The sequence below is a fragment of the Pelomonas sp. Root405 genome (assembly GCF_001425165.1).
In the GTDB taxonomy this organism is placed as follows: domain Bacteria; phylum Pseudomonadota; class Gammaproteobacteria; order Burkholderiales; family Burkholderiaceae_C; genus Pelomonas.
The window spans coordinates 991,798-1,007,032 of record NZ_LMDU01000001.1; the positions used below are offsets into that span (position 1 = coordinate 991,798).

The window sequence follows — 15,235 nt, forward strand, 5'->3', positions numbered from 1 at the left end:
CGCCATGAAATACCTCCACCTCATCTGGGCGGCGCTGTTCAGGCGCAAGCTGCGGACCTTCCTGACGCTGGTGTCCATCGTGACGGCCTTCCTGCTGTTCGGCCTGCTGGACGCCGTGCGCGTCAGCTTCGACCAGGTGGGGCAGAGTGCCAACGGCGCGCAGCGCCTGCAGACGGGCGCCAAGCTCAGCTTCATCCAGCTGCTGCCGATGTCGTTGGGCGGGCGCATCACGCAGATCGACGGCGTCAAGGACACCACCTTTGCGAACTGGTTCGGCGGCGCCTACCAAAAGCCCGAGAACCAGGTCTTCAGCTTCGCCGTCGCGCCCAACTACCTCGATATCTATCCGGAAATGGAAGTCTCGGCCGAGCACCGCAAGGCCTTTGCCGAGACCAAGGATGGCGCCCTTGTCGGTGAGGGCCTGGCCAGGCGCTTCGGCTGGAAGGTGGGCGACCAGGTACCCATGCAGTCCACCATCTTCCCGGACAAGAACGGCAGCCAGAACTGGCCGTTCAAGATCGTCGGCCTCATCCATGTGTCCGACAAGAAGGCCGGCGCCTGGTTTGACCAGATGTTCCTGCTGAACTGGAAGTATTTCGACGACACGACGCCCTGGAACCAGGGCCAGGTCGGCTGGTACGTGACGCGCGTGAACGACGTCAACCAGGCCGACCGCGTCGCCAAGGCCATCGACGCGATCTCGACCAACTCCGCCCACGAAACCCGCACCCTGACCGAGCAGGCCGCGACCGCCGCCTGGGTGAAGCAGCTGGCTGACATCAACCTCATCGTCACGTCCATCATGGGCGCGGTGTTCTTCACACTGCTGCTGCTGGCCGGCAACACCATGATGCAGGCCGTGCGCGAGCGCACCAGCGAGATCGCCGTGCTGAAGACGCTTGGCTTCTCGGGCCAGAGCGTGCTGGCCATGGTGCTGGCCGAGGCGGTGCTGCTGCTGCTGATCGGCGGCTGCATCGGCCTCGGGCTGGCCAGCATCGTCGGCCCGGCGGTGGGCGCGGCCAGCAATGGCGCGTTGAACCTGCCCGCGGCGGGCGCGGCGAGTTGGGGCATAGGCGTCGGGCTGATGCTGGCCTTCGGCCTGCTCGTCGGCGCGCTGCCGGCGCTCAATGCGATGCGGCTGAACATCACCGATGCGTTGGCGGGGAGGGCCTGATCATGAAATTCCTGAAGAACGTCGGGCTCGTCCTGCTCACCCTCATCGTGCTCGCCGGCTGGGTGGTGCTGCCCTGGCAGGGGGCAGTCGGCATCGCCGTGCTGCTGGCGCTGTGGCTTCTGCTGTTCCGCAGCGGCGCGCAGACGCGCTCCGTGGCGTCGGTGGGCATCAGCACGCTGAGCCAGCGCATCGGTTCATCGGCCGTCATCGTCGTCGGCATTGCCGGCGTCGTCGGCGTGCTGGTGGCACTGCTGGCGATGGCCGAGGGCTATGCGCAGACGCTGCGCAACTCCGGCTCGCTGGACACGGCCATCGTCATGCGTGGCGCGTCGGCGGCCGAGGTGACGTCGTCGCTGAGCCGCGAGGACATCGTGCTGATCGAGCAGGCCCCCGGCATCGCCCGCAACGACAAGGGCGAGCCTGTCGTCTCGGCTGAAACCGTCGTGGCGGCCAACCTGCCGGTCAAGGGCGCCAAGGCCGACGAGGAGGGCAGCGCCCAGGTGCGCGGTGTCAGCGCGGCGGCCTTTGCGGTGCGGCCGCACATGAAGATCGTCGAGGGGCGGATGTTCCAGCCGGGCCTGCGCGAACTCGTCGTCGGCAAGGGCGCGGCGCGCCAGTTCGCGGGGCTGGGCGTCGGCGCCACGCTCAAGCTCGGCAACCAGCCGTGGACGGTGGTGGGCGTGTTCGCGTCGGGCGATGCGATGGAGTCCGAGCTCTGGGCCGACGCCAACGTCGTCAACGACACCTACCAACGCGGCAGTGGCCGCAACTCCGCCACCGTGAAGCTGGCCAGCCAGGCCGCTTTCAAGGACTTCAAGGCGGCGCTGGAGGCCAATCCGCAGCTCAAAGTCACGGCCAGCACGACGCTGGACTTCTTTGCCAAGCAGTCCGAGGGCATGACCAAGATGCTGCGCATCATCGGCATGACGGTCGGCGCCATCATGGCCGTGGGCGCGGTGTTCGGCGCGCTGAACACCATGTTCGCCGCGGTCGCGACACGGGCGCGCGAGATCGCCACGCTGCGCGCCATCGGCTTCCGCGGCCTGCCGGTCGTCGTCGCGGTGATGCTGGAGACGACCTTGCTGGCCCTGCTCGGCGGGCTGATCGGCGGTGCCGTGGCCTGGCTGCTGTTCAACGGCTTCGAGGCGTCGACCATGGGCGCCGGTGCGGTCGGCAAGCTCAGCTTCAACCTGGCCGTGTCGCCGGCCTTGCTGTGGGAGGGCATCAAGTGGGCGCTGGCCATCGGCTTCGTCGGCGGCCTGTTCCCGGCCGTGCGCGCCGCCACGCTGCCGGTGACGACGGCGCTGCGAGAGCTGTGACGCGCCGATGACGCCAAGCCCCTGACTTGCAAGTTAGGGGGAGGGCGCCGGATCGTGCATCCGTCACGGCCCGGGGTTCCGTATGCGTGTGGGTTTCGTCCCACCCCATTCCCAACCCTGGAGCCACCATGACTTCCACCGTACGCACCGCCCTTGCCGCCGCGGCCCTCATCGGCTGCGCCGCATCTTCCCAGGCCGTCACATTGATCGGCCTGAACAGCCAGAACCAGCTCAGCCGCATCGATACCGCCAACATCGGCGGCGCGATGAACATGGACATCACCGGCCTGATGGCCGGCGACCGCCTGGTTGGCATCGACACCCGTCCCAAGGACGGCAAGGTCTACGGCGTCAGCCTGTCCAACCAGCTCTACACGGTTGACGAGATGACCGGTGCGGCGACCCTGGTGGCCGCCTTGAGCGCGCCGGTCATCCAGGCCAACCTTGGCTATGGCATCGACTTCAACCCGGTGGCCGACTTCGGCACCGCCGCATCGCTGCGCCTGGTCAGCTCGGCTGGCGACAACTTCGCCGTCAACGCCGCCACCGGCGCCGTCGGCAACGCGGCCAACAAGATCGCTGCCGGTTTCACCGGCGTGTCCTACACCAACAGCATGCTGATGCCCACGGCCGCGCCGGCCAGCACGGCGCTGTACTACATCGACAGCAATACCGACATGCTGGCGATGGCGCCGTCGGCCTTCAATACGCCGACGATCACGATGGTGGGTTCGCTCGGCGTGGACGTGCTCAAGGCCAACGGCTTCGAGGTACTGGGCAACGGCATGGCCTATGCCGCGTTGACCGTCGACGGCGCTTCGCTGACCACCGGCATCTACAGCATCAACCTGGGCAGCGGCGCCGCCACGCTGATGGGCACCTACAACGGCACGCTGTCCGGCTTGAGCGTCAGCGCCGTGCCGGAGCCGGGCACCTACGCCATGATGGCGCTGGGCTTGCTGGGCTTGACGGTGCTGCGCCGCCGCCGGTCCTGAACTTTGCATTGGCACGGCGCGGCCGTCGTGCCTTCACTGGGCCGATCGCCGGGCCGCTCCCAAGCCGGCCCGTCTGGCGATGTGCTTGCGGCTCGACGCCGCAAGCATCCCCGTCCCCTCGGGGGACCGACTGGGCCCGCCCGCGTTCAGCGCAGCGGGGGCAGACGAGGGGCTAGCTGAAAGCGGCCAGCAGGCGCTCCAGCGCCACCGTGAAGGGCGTCTGCATCAGCGGCAGCGTCGCCACCATGCCGATCAGACCGACGCTGACGGTCAGTGGGAAGCCGACCGAGAAGACGCCGATCTGCGGCGCGACGCGCGAGATCACACCCAGCACGAGGTTGACGAACATCAGCATCGTGATCAACGGCAGCGCGATCCACAGACCGATGCTGAAAATCTCGGCGCCCCATTTGTGCGGCGTGGCCGCGCGCAGGAAGGCAAACGGCTCACCGCCGACCGGAAAGGCGTGGAAGCTCTGCACCAGCGCGTTGATCAACAGCAGATGGCCGTTGATCGCGATAAACAGGAAGGCCACCATGCTGCCGAAGAAACGCGCGCTGGCCGTCCCCTGGGCGCCGGTGCTGGGGTCGAAGAAGCCGGCGAAGTTCAGGCCCATCTGCAGGCCGATCAACTCGCCCGCGAACTCCAGCGCGGCAAACACGATGCGTACCGCAAAGCCCATGGCCAGGCCGATCAGGAGCTGCTGGGCGACCAGCAGGGTCAGCGCCGGCAGCGAATCCAGCGGCGTGACCGGGATGGGGGGCAAAGAGGGCTGGGCGGCAAACGCGATGAAGAACGCCAGGCCGATGCGCAGCCGCAGCGGGACGTTGCGCTGGCTGAACGTCGGCATGCCGGCGAACAGGGCCAGCGTGCGGATGAAGGGCCAGAGGATGGGAGTGAGCCACTCCAGCAACTGGGCTTCGGTGACGCTGAACATCGCGAGCCGAGGTCAGCCGACGACGGACGGAATCGTCATCAACGTCCGCTGGATGTACTCCACCAGCGTCGTCATCATCCACGGCCCCGCGATGGCCAGCGTCAGCACCGTGGCAACGACCTTGGGCACGAATGACAGCGTCGCCTCGTTGATCTGCGTGGCGGCTTGGATGACGCTGACGACCACGCCGACGAGCAGCACGACGATGAGCACCGGTGCGGCCACCAGCATCAGCATGTAGAGGCCTTGCTGGCCGAAGGTGAAAACTTGTTGTGCGTCCATATCAGGTCACGAAGCTCGCGGCGAGCGAGCCGAGCAAAAGGTTCCAGCCGTCCGCCAGCACGAACAGCATCAGCTTGAAGGGCAGGGCGACGAGCACCGGCGACAACATCATCATGCCCAGGCTCATCAGCACGCTCGCCACGATCATGTCGATGACGAGGAAGGGGATGAAGATCAGGAAGGCGATCTGGAACGCGCTCTTGAGCTCGCTGGTGACGAAGGCCGGCACCAGCACCTTGAAAGGCACGTCCTCGGCCTTGACGCTGGCATCCAGTTTGGCCAGCCGCGAGAACAGGGCCACGTCGGCCTGGCGCGTCTGCTTGAGCATGAAGCTGCGCATCGGCACCTCGGCGCGTGTCAGCGCCTGGTCGAACTGGATCTGGCCGGTGCTGTAAGGCTGCCAGGCCTCGGCATACACCCGGTCCAGCGTCGGGCTCATGACGAAGAAGGTCAGGAACAGCGACAGGCCCACGATCACCTGGTTGGGCGGCGCGGCCTGCGTGCCGAGGGCCTGGCGCATCAGGCTCAGCACGATGGCGATGCGCGTGAACGCCGTCATCATCAGGATGACCGCGGGCAGGAAGCCCAGCGCCGTGAAGAACAGCAGCGTCTGGATGGGCACCGAGTAGCTCGCGCCGGCGCCCTGACCGACCAGCAGCGGCAGCGTGGCCGGTGGGGGTGTCTGGGCCTGGGCCAGGGCAGCGCCAGCCGCGACCAGCAGCGTGGCGCCAAGCAGAGACTTAAGCCGCATCGCCGCGCTCCTTGCTGAGCAGCTTGGCAAAGGTGGCCGGTGCGACCGGCTCGGCCTGCGGCGGCATGACATGCAGCGTGGTGATGTTCTGTGCCGTGGCGCCCAGCACCAGCCAGCGGCGGTCATCGCCCTGGCCGACTTCGACGACAAGCAGGCGCTGGTTGGGCGCAGTAGGCAGCTGGGCCACGACGCGCAGCACGCCGGCCGCTGCCGAGCCGCCCAGCGGCGTGCGCTTGAGCAGCCACAGCGCGACCGGGATCAACGCGACGATGCCGAGGAACCACAGAAACGGAAGCAGGCCGGAGGTGTTCATGCCTCGGCATTCTGCGGACGGACTTGAGGCGCCGAACCCCCTAAGTGGCGGCAAAAACCCGTGGTTATGCGGCCTTGCTGAGGCGGCGCATGCGCTCCGAAGGCGTGACGATGTCGGTCAACCGGATGCCGAACTTGTCGTTCACGACCACCACCTCGCCCTGGGCGATCAGGTAGCCGTTGACCAGCACGTCCATCGGCTCGCCGGCCAGCGCGTCCAGTTCCACGACCGAGCCCTGCGCCAGTTGCAGGATGTTCTTGATCGGGATGCGCGTCCGGCCCAACTCAACGGTCAGCTGGACGGGGATGTCCAGGATCATGTTGATGTCGTTGCCCGGGCCCATGCCCGTGGTCGGCGTGAAATTGGCGAAGCTGGGCGTGGACACCTGCTCGGGCGCCACCTCGGAGACGACTTCGTTGGCGGGCGCGGGCGTGGAGGCTTCGGCCAGGGCCGCAGCCCATTCCGCCGCCATCGCGTCCTGTTCTTCTTGGCTGGGTGAATCAGGGCTCATGTTTGGCTCCCAACCAGCTCTCTTGAGAACCGGTCAGCATCTTGTCGATCTTGAGGGCGTAGCGGCCGTTGGAGGTGCCGTAGTGGCAATCAAAGATGGGCACCCCATCCACCTTGGTCTGGATCATCGGGTCAAGGTCCAGCTCGATGAAGTCACCCGGCTTGAAGGCCAGCAACTGCTCGACGGTGGCCGGCGCGCTGCCCAGTTCGGCCACCAGCTCCACCTCGGCGGACTGAATCTGCGTCTTCAGCAGGTTGATCCAGCGGCGGTCGGGCTCGGAGGAGTCGCCGACTGTCGTCGAATACAGCACGTCGCGGATGGGCTCCAGCGTCGAGTAGGGAATGCAGAAGTAAATCGTTCCGCTGGTTTCGCCGATCTCCAGCGTGAAGGACGTCGACACGACGATCTCGCTTGGCGTGGCGATGTTGGCGAACTGGGGCTGCATCTCCGAGCGCTGGTACTCCAGCTCCAGCGGATAGATGCCCTTCCAGGCCTTGTGGTACTCGGCGAGGATGACCTCGACGATGCGCGTGATGACGCGCTGCTCGGTGGGCGAGAAGTCGCGGCCCTCGATGCGCGCGTGGAACTTGCCGATGCCGCCGAACAGGCTGTCGATGACGGCGAACACCAGCGTCGGGTCGCAGACGATCAGCCCGCTGCCGCGCAGCGGCTTGACCGACACGATGTTGAAGTTGGTCGGGACGACGATCTCGCGAAGAAAGGCGCTGTACTTCTGCACCTTGATGCCGCCGATGGCGACTTCCGGGCTCTTGCGGATGAAGTTGAACAGGCCGACGCGGATGTTGCGTGCGAACCGCTCGTTGATGATCTCCATCGTGGGCATGCGCCCACGAACGATCCGTTCCTGGCTGGCGAGGTTGTATTCGCGTATGCCGCCGACCTGCTCCTCTTCGGCTTCGAGCTTCTGGCTCTCGCCGGTGATGCCCTGGAGCAGTGCATCGACTTCGTCTTGCGAAAGGATCTGCTGGTTCATGGATCGCTTACTGCACGATGAAGTTGGAGAACAGGACTTGCGTCACCGGGCTTTCGACCCGCGCCTTCTTCTTCTTTTTCTTGGGCGCGCTGGCGGCGCCTTCGTCGTCGTCATCCAGCTCGATGCCCATCGGGCGCACGGCCTCGCGCATGATGTCCTTGGCAAGCTTGTCCTTGCCCTCGCGGGTCAGCAGCTCAGCGGCCGTCTTGTGCGCCAGCACCATCAGCACATTGCTGCGGATGGCCGGCATGTAGGCCTTGATCTGGTCGGCGACCTTGGGGTCGTCGACCTGCAGCGTCACGCCGATCTGGGCAAAGCGGTCCACATCCTTGTCGGCCAGGTTGACGGTGAAAGAGTCCAGCGGCACGAAGGTGGGCGGGTGGTCGCTCTTGGGCTTGGCCTTGGACGCGGGCGCTTCGACCTGCTCGCTGCCGTCCTCGCTGTCCTCGTCCACAGGCTTCTTCTTGAGCAGCATCAAAGCCGCAGCACCGCCGACCAGCACGAGCACAAGCACGGCGGCCAGGATGATGATCAGCTTCTTCTTGCTGCCCCCTTTGGGCGCGGCAGTTTCAGCAGCCGGCGCAGTCGCCATGAGCACTCCTTGAGACTTCCATCGCCCACTGCAGGCAATGGGCACCTTTGCGCTGGATTATTGACCCGGCATCCGTCGCGCAAGCCTCGATCAGCGAGCGCCAAGCGTGCCTAATCCGGGTTAAGCGCCGGCATCAGCTTCAGGCAAAGGTGTCGAGCAGGCCCACGCTGCGCCGGGCGGGTGCCGCGCCACGCGTTGCGACACCGTCGCCGTCGCTGCGGCCGGCACGGCGGTCCGCACCGTCAGCACTGCGGGATTCAGCGTCGCCGCGCTTGTCCTCACCCTTGGCGGCCTGCTGGAAGACGCCGCCGCCCGACAGCGTCAGGCCCTGGCCCTGCAGTGCCGCGGCCAGGTCGGGCAGGCTCTGCTCCAGCGCCTGGCGCGTCTCGGCCTCGGCGGCGTGGAAGGAGACATGCGCCTGGCTGCCGTCGACCACGATCTGCACCGATACCGGGCCCATGTCGGCCGGGTTGAGCTGCAATTCGGCCTGCTGCACACCGTCCACGGCCAGCAGGCTCACCTGGGCGCCGAGTTCGGGCGCGAAGGCGCTGCTGTGCACGGGCGCCTGCACCTGGCCATTGGCGCCGACCGGTGCAGCCGTGGGCGCAGCCACCGGCAGGGCCTGGCCCAGCACGGCGGCAAAACTGAGGGTGGGCGCTTCGCCGGCCTGCGGTGTGCTGGGCCCGGCGCCGGAGCCGTTGGACGAGGTGGCCTGCAGCGCGTCGTTGCCGGCGCTGCGTGTGGCGGTCTTGTCGGCAGCGGCAGCGGCCAGGTCGACGCTCTTGGCGCGAGGTGTCTCCGCGGCGCGTGCCGCGGGCGCATCGACAGGCCTGCGCTCGCGCGCTTGATCGTCGGCTGTGGCGTTGCCGTCGCGGTCCATCGGTGGGCGTTCTTCGTCGACCACGCGGCCGGTGCGAGCGGCTTGCAGGCCATGGATGGCAGCGTCGGCGTCGTGCGCCAACTGCGGTGCCGGCACGGCCAGGCCGATGAGCTGGGTGAATTCGGCCAAGCCTGCCGTGGCCATGGCCGTGTCCTGGGTGGCGTCGACCGCCACGGTGGCGTCGTCGTTGTCGTCGCTGACCTTGGCCTCATCGGCCGGCTTGGCCGCCTCGGGCGCGCGGCTTTGTGCCGGCGCGGCTGGCTTGGGTTGTGCGGCGTTGGCCTGCGCGCGCCGCGCGGCCATGGCAGTGGCCGATGTCGCGCTGCGGTCGGTGGCGGGTTCATCGGCCGCGTCGGGCCGGGTCGGCACCGGGTCGGTGTGCTCGGCCGGCGGCGGCAGGTCCGGCTGGATGTTCAGGATCTGCGCAAACGTGGGGCCGGCGCTGGCGGCGGTGCCTGACAAGGCGGGCATGGCGGGTTGCGGCGCTGCGGGCGGCAGGCCGGCCGGCTTGGGCGTGAGGGCAGTGGTATTGCTGAGCATGAGTCCCCAACTCCTCAGGCGTGGGCCATGCGGCGCAAGTGGGCGCGCGCGGCGAACTCGTCGTTGGCGCGCTGTTCGCGTCGCTGGTCCAGCTTGGCCGCCTCGGCCTGGCGGCGCGCGATCAGCTGGCGCAGCGCGGCCACGCGCAGTTCGGCCAGGCGCAGCGCCTCGCGGGCGCGGTCCTGGCGCTGGTCGGCATGCTGGGCGACACGGCCCTGCGTGTCGACGGCCTGGTTCAGGCGCTGTCCAAAGCTCTGGTAGCAGCCGACGATGTCCATCGTGGCGGATTGCGTGAAGCTGTCCGTCCAGCGTTGCTGGTAGTCCTGGCGATAGCCAGACAGCTCACCATGCTGCGCGCGCGCGGCTTGCGCCTGGCTGCAGGCGGCATGCAGAACCTGTGCGGCGGTGTCGCGCTCGCTTTCGGCGCGTTCCAGCAGCAGGCCCAGGGTGTCTTTGGCGGGTGCACTCATCTCAAACTCCAGCGCAGCACCCGGCCGGTGGCTGGGTGCTCAGTCGATATCGGCCGCCCGAAGGAAAAGTTCAGGCGCCTTGGACCACGGCCTGCAATTGGCTGACGCTGGCGTGAAGAAGTGCCGGGCTGTGCATGTCCTGCTGCAGCAGCCGCGTCATGTCGGCATGCAGGCGAACGGCCGTATCCAGCTCGGGGTCACTGCCCGGGGCATAGGCGCCAAGCTGGATCAGGTCGCGGGCCTTGTTGTATTTCGCCAGAAGCTGGCGAAACCGACGCGCGGAATCGACCTGGTTTTGGGGTGCAACACTGGTCATCACCCGCGAGATGGAGCGCTCGATGTCAATGGCCGGGTAGTGGCCGGCCTCGGCGAGGTCGCGTGACAGCACGATGTGCCCGTCGAGGATGCCGCGTGCCGCGTCGGCAATCGGGTCCTGCGGGTCGTCGCCCTCGGTCAGCACGGTGTAGAAGGCCGTGATCGAGCCCTCGCCCGGCAGGCCGTTGCCGCTGCGCTCCACCAGCTGCGGCAGTTTGGCGAAGCAGCTCGGCGGATAGCCCTTGGTGGCGGGCGGCTCGCCGATGGCCAGCGCAATCTCGCGCTGTGCCATCGCATAGCGGGTCAGGCTGTCCATCAGCAGCAGCACGTGGCGGCCCTGATCGCGGAAAAATTCCGCAATTGCGGTGGCGTAGTGCGCGCCCTGCATGCGCATCAACGGCGGCGCGTCGGCGGGCGCTGCAACGACGACGCTGCGCTTGAGGCCCTGCTCGCCGAGGATGTCCTCGATGAACTCCTTAACCTCGCGACCGCGCTCGCCGATCAGGCCGACGACGATGACATCGGCCTGCGTGTAGCGCGCCATCATGCCCAGCAGCACCGACTTGCCGACGCCAGTGCCGGCAAACAAGCCCAGGCGCTGGCCGCGGCCGACGGTCAGCATCGCGTTGATCGCGCGCACGCCGGTGTCCAGCGGCACGCGCACCGGGTCGCGGTCCATCGCGTTGATGGGGCGCCGCACCATGGGTTCGTTGTGGATGTTGCCAAGTTCACCGCCGCGGTCCAGCGGATGGCCGTGCGGGTCGACGACGCGGCCGAGCAGGCCGTCGCCCATCGGCAGGTGCAGGCCACGGTCCTCGCCGCGGCGCCAGGGGTGCAGCGGCTGGCCCAGTTGAGGGGCCAGCGGCGGCAGGTGGCGCGGCACGACGCTGGCGCCGCTGGACAAGCCCTGCACCTCGTCGGTGGGCATCAGGTAGGCACGGTCGCCCGAGAAGCCCACCACCTCGGCGTTCACCGGTGCCGAGCCGCGGCGCGGGTTGTTGCCGCTGCTCGGCATCTGGATGCGGCAGACCGAGCCCAGCGGCACCTTGATGCCTGTGGCCTCAAGCACCAGGCCGGCCACGCGCACCAGCTTGCCGTGGCACTCCAGCGGCGCGGCGTTGGCGGCCAGGGTTTCGAGGTCGGCGAGGTGGCGCTGCCAGCGCTCGATGCGCTCAGTCGTCGCCATCCTCGCCTCCGCGGCGGTCTTCCCAGATCGAGGTCTGGCCGATGGCCGACACGGCCTGCAGCCAGCGCGCGGCGATGGTGGCGTCGACGCTGGCGATATCGGCATCGACCTTGACGCCGCCGCGCGCCACCTCTGCGTCGGGAATGAGCTGGGCCTCGCGGGCCTGCAGTTCCGGGCCGGCGCCTTGCTGCACGAGGGCGAAGTCATCGGGATGCACGCGCAGCCGGACATGGCGGGCCGACAGCTGCAGCGCCTCCACGGCGTCATGCGCGACGCGGGCGATCAGCTCGGGGCGCTGGGACAGCTCGCTGCGCACGACCTGGCGCGCCAGCTCGACGGCGATGCGCGCGATCGACGCCGCCATGTCGCCCTCAAGCGCCTGCATCTCCGCATCGAAGTTGCTGACCACCGCCCCGATCTGCCGGCTCATCTGCTGGGCGAAGCTTTGCTTGAAGGCATCCAGCGCGGCCATGCCGTCGCGGTAGCCGTCCTGGTAACCGCTCTGTCGGGCGGCGTGCAGCAGCTCCTGCACGCTGGGCTCGGGCGGCGGCGGCTGCACCGGCGCCGCGCTGGGTGCGGCCGCCGGCGCGGGGCCGGGGCGCATGGGCGCGAAAGGCGACGGCGCGGTGTTGCCGAGGTTGTCCAGGTTCCAGGCCTTGGCGCCCTGCAGCTCCTCGCCGGGAATGAAACGGGCGTAGGTGCCGCGGCGGTCGGTCTCGCGGCGGTCGGGCGGCGGGACTTGCCTGGGAGGAGGGCGGGTGGCCATAGGCGACTGAGCTTAGACGAACTGGTCGTCGCCGCCGCCCGCCAGCACGATCTGGCCCTCGTCGACGAGGCGCCGCACGATCTTGAGCATTTCCTTCTGCTCGGCCTCGACCTCCGACAGCCGCACCGGGCCGCGGGTTTCGAGGTCTTCGCGCAGGGTTTCGGCGGCGCGCGTGGACATGTTGCGGAAAATCTTCTCGCGCAGGTCGGCGCTGGAACCCTTGAGCGCGACGATGAGGCTTTCGCTCTGCACTTCCTTGAGCACGGCCTGGATGCCCTTGTCGTCGATCTTGTTCAGGTCGTCGAAGGTGAACATGTTGTCCATGATCTTCTGCGCCAGGTCGGAGTCGGCCTCACGGATGTAGTCCAGCACCGAGGACTCCACGCTGGAGCCCATCATGTTGATGATCTCGGCCGCCGTCTTTGCACCGCCGAGCGAACTCTTCTTCATGCGCTCGCCACCGGCCAGGATCTGGCTCATGACCTCGTTGAGGTCCTTCAGCGCAGTTGGCTGGATGCCATCCAGCGTCGCGATGCGGATCAGCACCTCGTTGCGCCCGCGCTCGGGGAACAGCTTGAGCACCGAACTGGTCTGGTCGAAGTCCAGGTGCGCCAGGATGGCCGCGATGATCTGCGGGTGCTCGTTGCGCAGCAGCTCGGCCACGCTGGCGGCGTCCATCCACTTCAGGCTTTCGATGGACGACACATCGCTGCCTTGCAGGATGCGGTCCAGCAGCAGGTTGGCCTTGTCTTCGCCAAGGGCCTTGCGCAGCACGGCGCGCACGTACTCGTCGGTGTCCGTGACCAGGGTGCTCTGGGTCTCCGCGACAGTGTCGAACTTGTCGAGCACCTCTTCGACCTGGGCGCGCTTGATGACCTTGAGCTTGGCGATCTGCTCGCCCAGGGCTTGCACTTCCTTGGGCGACAGATGCTTGAAGACCTCGCTGGCTTCTTCTTCGCCCAGCGACATCAACAGGATTGCTGCGTTCTCTATGCCCTTGTCGTCCATGGTTCAGCCCTGAATCAGCTGGCGGTCTGCCCCGCCATCCAGTCGCGCATGATGTTAGCGACTGCGACTGGATTGTCGCGGGCCAGCGAGCGAGCGCGGTCGAGCTTGGCGTTGTGCAGTGGCGCTTCCAGCCTGGGCATGCCCGTGGCGCCCGGCAGCAGTTCGGTGTCGTCGACCACTTCGTCGACGGTTTCGGGCTTTTCCTCCGGCGGCAGCGGCGCAGCGGCCTTGATGGCGGGACGGATCATGCCGAACACGGCAATCAGCGCGATGGCGACGAAGGCCAGCGGCACGATGGCACTGCGGGCGATGTCCAGCAGCCACGGCTGCTTCCACAGCGGCACGTCGGCCGGCTCGGTCTTGTCGACGACGAAGGGCGCGCTGATGACCTTGACCGAATCGCCGCGCTCGGTGTTGAAGCCCATGGCTTCCTTGACGAGCTCGGTCAGGCGCGTGACCTCCTCGGGCGGCACCGGCTGGGTGCTGGTCTTGCCCTTGGCGTCGGTCACCGTGCGGTGGTTGACGACGATGGCGGCGTTCAGGCGCTTGACGTTGCCCACGGCGCCGCGCGTCACGCGCACGGTCTTGTCGACTTCGTAGTTGGTGACCTGCTCGCGGCGCGTGTTGCCGTTGTTTTGCGCACCCTGGGCAGCTTGCAGCGGTGCGGCGGCGCCGTTGATGGGAGCGGCGGCCGGCACCGGCGGCTGGTTGGTGGCAGCGCCCGGCACCCCGGTGGGTTGGGCGGCGTTGGCGCTGTTGGACTCGTTGCTCTGGCTGGAGCGCACGGCGGCCTGGGCGTTCGGGCCCTGGTTGGGGCGGTATTCCTCGGCGGTGGCCTCGGTCTGCGAGAAGTCGACGTCGGCGGTGACCGTGGAGCGCAGGTTGTCGCGGCCGACGACCGGCTCCAGCAGCTCGAAGATGCGCTTGTTGAAGCCGGCTTCGACCTGTTGCTTGTATTGCAGCTGCTGGCCGTCCAGGCCGGTGGCGACATCGGCGCCGGTCTGGGAGAGCAGGGCGCCGCTCTGGTCCAGCACGCTGACGGCCTTGGGCGTCAACTCGGGCACGCTGCTGGAGACGAGATGCACGATGCCGGCGATCTGCGCACGGTCCAGCGCGCGGCCGCCGCGCAGCGTCAGCATGACGCTGGCGCTGGGCTTTTGCTGCTCGCGGAAGAAGCCGTTCTGTTGCGGGATGGCCAGGTGCACGCGCGCATCGGCGACGTCGGACATGGCGGTGATCGTGCGGGTCAGCTCGCCTTCGAGGGCGCGCTGGAAGTTCAGGCGCTCGTTGAACTGGGTCTGGCCGATGCTGGATTTGTCCATCAGCTCGAAGCCGACCGTGTTGCCATTGCCGCCCTTGGGCAGGCCCAGTGCGGCCAGCTTCATGCGCAGCTCATACACCTGGCTGGCCGGCACGAGGATGGTGCCGCCGGCCTCATGCTTGTAGGGCACCTGCAAGGCCGCCAGCTGGCCGATGACGGCGCCGCCGTCCTTGTCGGCCAAGCCGGAGAACAGCGGCCGGTAGTCGCCCTGCGACGACCACAGCGTGATGGCCAGCACCGCGCCGGCCAGGGCGGCCAGGCCGGCGCCCATGCTCAGCTTGCTGCGCATCGGCAGGCCGGAGAGGCGCTGGACGAAGTTGGGCTGCGCGTCGACCGGTGTGATCATCACCGGGGCGGCGGCTGGGGGGGCGCTCAGGGCGTTGTCCATCGAGGGCGAGACTGCAGGGGAGGCCGGGGATCGGCCGATGCCGCAAATTATTCGTGCCGGCCCCCTCAAGAAAGCGCCGAAGTGGCCGACTGCGCCCATGCATCTCCGCGCTTCTGGCGCGCGACTCGGTGCCAAAGTTCGGCCCCATGGACATGAAGCTGCGCCCCTTCGACTTTGCCCAGGCCGCCGCCCGTGCAGGGCTGGCGGTGAACGGGCAGCCCTTGTCGGTCAAGCCTCCCGCTACATCAGGCGCCAGCTTCGGCGATGCGATGACGCAGGCGCTGAAGAACGTCAGCGCCCAGCAGTCCGAGGCGGCGCGCATGCAGCGCGAGGTGCAGCTGGACAACCCGACCGTCAGCCTGGAAGAGACCATGGTCTCCATGCAGAAGGCGCAGATCGGTTTCCAGGCGACGCTGCAGGTGCGCAACCGCCTGGTGTCGGCCTACTCTGAAATCATGAACATGCAAATCTGACGGCTATTGGCCAAGCGGTT

The 15,235-nt window shown here is 67.8% G+C and carries 17 protein-coding genes; 4 read left to right on the plus strand and 13 right to left on the minus strand.

Annotated elements, in window-relative coordinates; translation table 11 throughout:
- Window positions 1-4 precede the first annotated feature (4 nt).
- The 3 genes from ASC81_RS04380 to ASC81_RS04390 all read left to right on the plus strand — a co-directional run bounded on the left by ASC81_RS04380 (window position 5) and on the right by ASC81_RS04390 (window position 3,488).
- Window positions 5-1,174 (plus strand): ABC transporter permease, encoded by a 1,170-nt coding sequence (locus ASC81_RS04380; RefSeq protein WP_056263150.1) that lies wholly within the window; start codon window positions 5-7, stop codon window positions 1,172-1,174.
- A gap of 2 nt (window positions 1,175-1,176) precedes the next feature.
- Window positions 1,177-2,493, plus strand: a complete 1,317-nt coding sequence (locus tag ASC81_RS04385; protein WP_200946688.1) for an ABC transporter permease — start codon at window positions 1,177-1,179, stop codon at window positions 2,491-2,493.
- Between the two features lie 128 nt (window positions 2,494-2,621).
- Window positions 2,622-3,488: a DUF4394 domain-containing protein gene (locus tag ASC81_RS04390; protein ID WP_056263151.1), complete on the plus strand. Its 867-nt coding sequence runs from the start codon at window positions 2,622-2,624 to the stop codon at window positions 3,486-3,488.
- A 172-nt stretch (window positions 3,489-3,660) separates the two neighbouring features.
- Here ASC81_RS04390 and fliR read toward each other — a convergent pair whose 3' ends face one another.
- The 13 genes from fliR to fliF all read right to left on the minus strand — a co-directional run bounded on the left by fliR (window position 3,661) and on the right by fliF (window position 14,742).
- The gene (gene fliR / locus ASC81_RS04395; RefSeq protein WP_056263153.1) at window positions 3,661-4,425 is read right to left on the minus strand and encodes a flagellar biosynthetic protein FliR; all 765 of its coding nucleotides are present in this window, start codon (window positions 4,423-4,425) and stop codon (window positions 3,661-3,663) included.
- Window positions 4,426-4,437: 12 nt separating this feature from the next.
- Window positions 4,438-4,707 (minus strand): flagellar biosynthesis protein FliQ, encoded by a 270-nt coding sequence (gene fliQ / locus ASC81_RS04400; RefSeq protein ID WP_056263155.1) that lies wholly within the window; start codon window positions 4,705-4,707, stop codon window positions 4,438-4,440.
- Between the two features lies 1 nt (window position 4,708).
- Window positions 4,709-5,458 carry a flagellar type III secretion system pore protein FliP gene (gene fliP, locus ASC81_RS04405; protein ID WP_056263157.1) on the minus strand — a complete coding sequence of 250 codons (750 nt, stop codon included), beginning with the start codon at window positions 5,456-5,458 and terminating at the stop codon, window positions 4,709-4,711.
- Entirely contained in the window at window positions 5,448-5,771 is a 324-nt protein-coding gene (locus tag ASC81_RS04410) for a flagellar biosynthetic protein FliO (protein ID WP_056263160.1), read from the minus strand. Before ASC81_RS04410 ends, fliP begins: the two co-directional genes overlap by 11 nt.
- A gap of 64 nt (window positions 5,772-5,835) precedes the next feature.
- Window positions 5,836-6,282, minus strand: a complete 447-nt coding sequence (gene fliN / locus ASC81_RS04415) for a flagellar motor switch protein FliN (protein ID WP_056263162.1) — start codon at window positions 6,280-6,282, stop codon at window positions 5,836-5,838.
- Entirely contained in the window at window positions 6,272-7,276 is a 1,005-nt protein-coding gene (gene fliM, locus ASC81_RS04420; RefSeq protein ID WP_056263165.1) for a flagellar motor switch protein FliM, read from the minus strand. The genes fliN and fliM overlap by 11 nt, the downstream gene beginning before the upstream one ends.
- 7 nt (window positions 7,277-7,283) lie before the next feature.
- Window positions 7,284-7,868 carry a flagellar basal body-associated FliL family protein gene (locus ASC81_RS04425; RefSeq protein ID WP_056263168.1) on the minus strand — a complete coding sequence of 195 codons (585 nt, stop codon included), beginning with the start codon at window positions 7,866-7,868 and terminating at the stop codon, window positions 7,284-7,286.
- Window positions 7,869-8,007: 139 nt separating this feature from the next.
- A complete protein-coding gene (locus ASC81_RS04430) occupies window positions 8,008-9,288 on the minus strand; it encodes a flagellar hook-length control protein FliK (protein WP_056263171.1) in 1,281 nt (426 codons plus the stop codon).
- 14 nt (window positions 9,289-9,302) lie between these two features.
- Entirely contained in the window at window positions 9,303-9,758 is a 456-nt protein-coding gene (fliJ, locus tag ASC81_RS04435) for a flagellar export protein FliJ (RefSeq protein WP_056263173.1), read from the minus strand.
- Between the two features lie 70 nt (window positions 9,759-9,828).
- Window positions 9,829-11,259: a flagellar protein export ATPase FliI gene (gene fliI / locus ASC81_RS04440; protein ID WP_056263176.1), complete on the minus strand. Its 1,431-nt coding sequence runs from the start codon at window positions 11,257-11,259 to the stop codon at window positions 9,829-9,831.
- A complete protein-coding gene (locus ASC81_RS04445; RefSeq protein WP_056263179.1) occupies window positions 11,246-12,025 on the minus strand; it encodes a FliH/SctL family protein in 780 nt (259 codons plus the stop codon). Before ASC81_RS04445 ends, fliI begins: the two co-directional genes overlap by 14 nt.
- Before the next feature lie 12 nt (window positions 12,026-12,037).
- Window positions 12,038-13,033: a flagellar motor switch protein FliG gene (gene fliG / locus ASC81_RS04450; protein WP_056263180.1), complete on the minus strand. Its 996-nt coding sequence runs from the start codon at window positions 13,031-13,033 to the stop codon at window positions 12,038-12,040.
- Window positions 13,034-13,047: 14 nt separating this feature from the next.
- Window positions 13,048-14,742, minus strand: coding sequence for a flagellar basal-body MS-ring/collar protein FliF (gene fliF, locus ASC81_RS04455; protein WP_056263183.1), 1,695 nt, complete (start codon window positions 14,740-14,742; stop codon window positions 13,048-13,050).
- A gap of 146 nt (window positions 14,743-14,888) precedes the next feature.
- Between fliF and fliE the strand changes: the two genes are divergently transcribed.
- Window positions 14,889-15,215, plus strand: a complete 327-nt coding sequence (fliE, locus tag ASC81_RS04460; protein ID WP_082536246.1) for a flagellar hook-basal body complex protein FliE — start codon at window positions 14,889-14,891, stop codon at window positions 15,213-15,215.
- The last annotated feature ends 20 nt before the right edge of the window (window positions 15,216-15,235 follow it).

Bases quoted from the DNA above. Each gene is read 5' to 3' on its own strand.
- ASC81_RS04380 (WP_056263150.1), top strand. From the start codon at position 5: ATGAAATACCTCCACCTCATCTGGGCGGCGCTGTTCAGGCGCAAGCTG.
- ASC81_RS04385 (WP_200946688.1), top strand. From the start codon at position 1,177: ATGAAATTCCTGAAGAACGTCGGGCTCGTCCTGCTCACCCTCATCGTG.
- ASC81_RS04390 (WP_056263151.1), top strand. From the start codon at position 2,622: ATGACTTCCACCGTACGCACCGCCCTTGCCGCCGCGGCCCTCATCGGC.
- fliR (WP_056263153.1), bottom strand. From the start codon at position 4,425: ATGTTCAGCGTCACCGAAGCCCAGTTGCTGGAGTGGCTCACTCCCATC.
- fliQ (WP_056263155.1), bottom strand. From the start codon at position 4,707: ATGGACGCACAACAAGTTTTCACCTTCGGCCAGCAAGGCCTCTACATG.
- fliP (WP_056263157.1), bottom strand. From the start codon at position 5,458: ATGCGGCTTAAGTCTCTGCTTGGCGCCACGCTGCTGGTCGCGGCTGGC.
- ASC81_RS04410 (WP_056263160.1), bottom strand. From the start codon at position 5,771: ATGAACACCTCCGGCCTGCTTCCGTTTCTGTGGTTCCTCGGCATCGTC.
- fliN (WP_056263162.1), bottom strand. From the start codon at position 6,282: ATGAGCCCTGATTCACCCAGCCAAGAAGAACAGGACGCGATGGCGGCG.
- fliM (WP_056263165.1), bottom strand. From the start codon at position 7,276: ATGAACCAGCAGATCCTTTCGCAAGACGAAGTCGATGCACTGCTCCAG.
- ASC81_RS04425 (WP_056263168.1), bottom strand. From the start codon at position 7,868: ATGGCGACTGCGCCGGCTGCTGAAACTGCCGCGCCCAAAGGGGGCAGC.
- ASC81_RS04430 (WP_056263171.1), bottom strand. From the start codon at position 9,288: ATGCTCAGCAATACCACTGCCCTCACGCCCAAGCCGGCCGGCCTGCCG.
- fliJ (WP_056263173.1), bottom strand. From the start codon at position 9,758: ATGAGTGCACCCGCCAAAGACACCCTGGGCCTGCTGCTGGAACGCGCC.
- fliI (WP_056263176.1), bottom strand. From the start codon at position 11,259: ATGGCGACGACTGAGCGCATCGAGCGCTGGCAGCGCCACCTCGCCGAC.
- ASC81_RS04445 (WP_056263179.1), bottom strand. From the start codon at position 12,025: ATGGCCACCCGCCCTCCTCCCAGGCAAGTCCCGCCGCCCGACCGCCGC.
- fliG (WP_056263180.1), bottom strand. From the start codon at position 13,033: ATGGACGACAAGGGCATAGAGAACGCAGCAATCCTGTTGATGTCGCTG.
- fliF (WP_056263183.1), bottom strand. From the start codon at position 14,742: ATGGACAACGCCCTGAGCGCCCCCCCAGCCGCCGCCCCGGTGATGATC.
- fliE (WP_082536246.1), top strand. From the start codon at position 14,889: ATGGACATGAAGCTGCGCCCCTTCGACTTTGCCCAGGCCGCCGCCCGT.